This is a genomic window from Veillonella sp. 3_1_44 (assembly GCF_000163715.1).
GTDB lineage: Bacteria > Bacillota > Negativicutes > Veillonellales > Veillonellaceae > Veillonella > Veillonella parvula_A.
Genome location: NZ_GG770214.1, coordinates 1 through 644, shown reverse-complemented (window position 1 = coordinate 644; position 644 = coordinate 1). Strand labels below are relative to the sequence as shown.

At 43.0% G+C, this 644-nt stretch carries 1 protein-coding gene; it reads left to right on the top strand.

Annotated features, from left to right (window positions below; all coding sequences use genetic code 11):
- The coding region (locus tag HMPREF0873_RS09790; protein ID WP_008715903.1) for an EF-Tu/IF-2/RF-3 family GTPase at window positions 1-644 on the top strand (644 nt) is incomplete at both ends.

Genomic DNA, 644 nt, shown 5'->3' with positions numbered 1-644 from the left:
TTGTAGTATTCTTGAACAAAGCTGACATGGTTGACGATGAAGAATTGATCGAATTGGTAGAAATGGAAGTTCGTGAACTTCTTTCTTCCTACGAATTCCCTGGCGACGAAGTACCTATCGTTGTAGGTTCCGCGTTGAAAGCTTTGGAAGGCGATGCTCAATATGTAGCTAAAATTGACGAATTGATGGACGCTGTAGACTCCTACATCCCAACACCAGTTCGTGATACTGATAAACCATTCTTGATGCCTGTGGAAGACGTTTTCACAATCACTGGTCGTGGTACAGTAGCAACTGGCCGTGTTGAACGTGGTCAAGTAAACGTTGGTGATACTGTTGAAGTAGTAGGCTTGAAAGAAAAAGCTGAACAATATGTAGTAACAGGTCTTGAAATGTTCCGTAAAGTGTTGGATTCTGCAGTAGCAGGTGACAACGTAGGTGCATTGCTTCGTGGTGTTGATCGTAAAGACATCGAACGTGGTCAAGTATTGGCTAAACCAGGCTCCATCAACCCACACACAAAATTCAAAGCAGAAGTATACGTATTGACTAAAGAAGAAGGTGGCCGTCATACTCCATTCTTCTCCAACTACCGTCCACAATTCTACTTCCGTACAACAGACGTAACAGGTGTTGTAAACCTT